Source organism: Bradyrhizobium campsiandrae (assembly GCF_014529705.1).
In the GTDB taxonomy this organism is placed as follows: Bacteria; Pseudomonadota; Alphaproteobacteria; order Rhizobiales; family Xanthobacteraceae; genus Bradyrhizobium; species Bradyrhizobium campsiandrae.
The window spans coordinates 1-1,780 of record NZ_JAANIH010000148.1; the positions used below are offsets into that span (position 1 = coordinate 1).

1 protein-coding gene is annotated in these 1,780 nt (G+C 64.5%); it reads left to right on the plus strand.

Annotation, left to right across the window (positions count from 1 at the left end; genetic code table 11):
• The first annotated feature begins 104 nt into the window (after nucleotides 1-104).
• Nucleotides 105-1,649: an IS66 family transposase gene (tnpC, locus tag G8O24_RS42385; RefSeq protein ID WP_244646395.1), complete on the plus strand. Its 1,545-nt coding sequence runs from the start codon at nucleotides 105-107 to the stop codon at nucleotides 1,647-1,649.
• The last annotated feature ends 131 nt before the right edge of the window (nucleotides 1,650-1,780 follow it).

Consider the following 1,780-nt stretch of genomic DNA (forward strand, 5'->3'; position numbering starts at 1 on the left):
CCTTGGGATGATAGCTTGTGGATGTGTCACCATCCGCGATTGATCCCGCCCGTCTTGCAGCGCTGCCCGCCGATTTGCGAGCGCTCTTCAGCGCGCAGGAAGCGATGCTCGAAGCCGAGCGTCGTCGCGCTGATGACGAACGGGTGGCGCGCCTCCATGTCGAGAACGAACTAGCTGCGTCCAAACAGATCGTCGACCGTCTCGAACTGCTCGTGAAGGAGTACGAGCGCGCACGCTTCGGCAAACGCTCGGAGAAATTCAATCCCGATCAGATGCAGCTGGTGCTCGAAGACATCGAGATCGCCATCGCCGAAGTCCAGGAGCGTCAGGACGATCGTGCGCGCCGCGCCGGCGCGGCACCGTCGGGTCGCCGGGCCGGCCGCGCCGCCCGCGCCTTTCCCGCGCACCTGCCGCGCATTGAGCAGGTGATCGAACCCAAGAGCCTCGAGTGTCCCTGCGGCTGCGGCCAGATGGTCCGGATCGGCGAGGATCGCTCCAGACGCCTCGACGTCACGCCGGCCCAGTATCGTGTGGTCGAGACGGTGCGACCGCGCTACGCCTGCGCGACAGGATGCGCCGGCGTGCGCCAGGCGCCGGCGCCCGCCCATCTGGTGGAGGGGGGCCTCCCCACCGAGGCGCTGCTGGCGCAGGTGGCGGTCGCCAAGTTCAGCGAGCACATGCCGCTCTATCGTCAGTCCCAGGTTCTGGCCCGGCATGGCATCCTCATCGATCGCGCCGTTCTGGCGGATTGGATGGGAACGGTCGCCTTCCACCTCGCGCCGCTGGTCGAGCGCATGAGCGTCGTGATGAAGCAATCGGGCCGCTTGTTCATGGACGAGACCAGAGCGCCCGTGCTCGATCCGGGCCGGGGCCGAACCAAGACCGGCTATCTGTGGGCTGTCCTGCGCGACGATCGCGGCCACGGCGGCGCTGATCCACCCATCGTGGTCTACCACTACGCGCCAGGACGCAGTGGCAAACATGCCGAGCATATCCTCGACGGCTTCGACGGCATCCTTCAGGTCGATGGATACCAAGGCTATCACAGGCTCGCACGACCGGAGCGTCAAGGCGGCGCGCCGCTGCGGCTGGCCGCATGCTGGTCCCACTCCAGGCGCGAGATCATCGCCGCGACCCCGAAAGCCGGCTCACCCATCGCCGAAGCCGTCCTCGCGCGCATCGCCGCGCTCTATGCAATCGAGAAGGAGATCCGTGGCGCCGACGCCGCAGTCCGACAAAAGGCGCGCAACCAACGATCACGGCCGCTCGTCGTCGAATTGGAGAGATTCCTGCGCGAGCAAGCCGCTCGCCTGTCGTCGGGCAGTGAGATGGGCAAGGCGATCGCCTATCTCCTGAACCATTGGGACGGGCTTACCTTGTTTCTCGACGACGGCCGCATCGAGCTGGACACCAACCCGGTCGAAAATCAGATCAGACCGCTCGTGCTGACGCGCAAAAATTCGTTGTTTGCAGGTCACGACGAAGGCGGACGTTCATGGGCGCGCATAGCTTCGCTCATCGCCACTTGCAAGATCAACAACATCGAGCCCTACGCCTGGATGAAGGCGACGCTCGAAGCGATCGCGACCGGACACCCACAGGCGCGGATCGACGAACTCATGCCCTGGTCGTTCGGTCGAAGCCCGTAATCCTCTGTTGTCCCTCCACACGCAACTTCAACGATTTCCAACGCGTGGATCAACAGATTGCAATCCGTCGCGCCAACGCTTTGCAATCCGTCCCTCCAAATCTTTGCGAATGGGACGTAGACGTCGCTTAC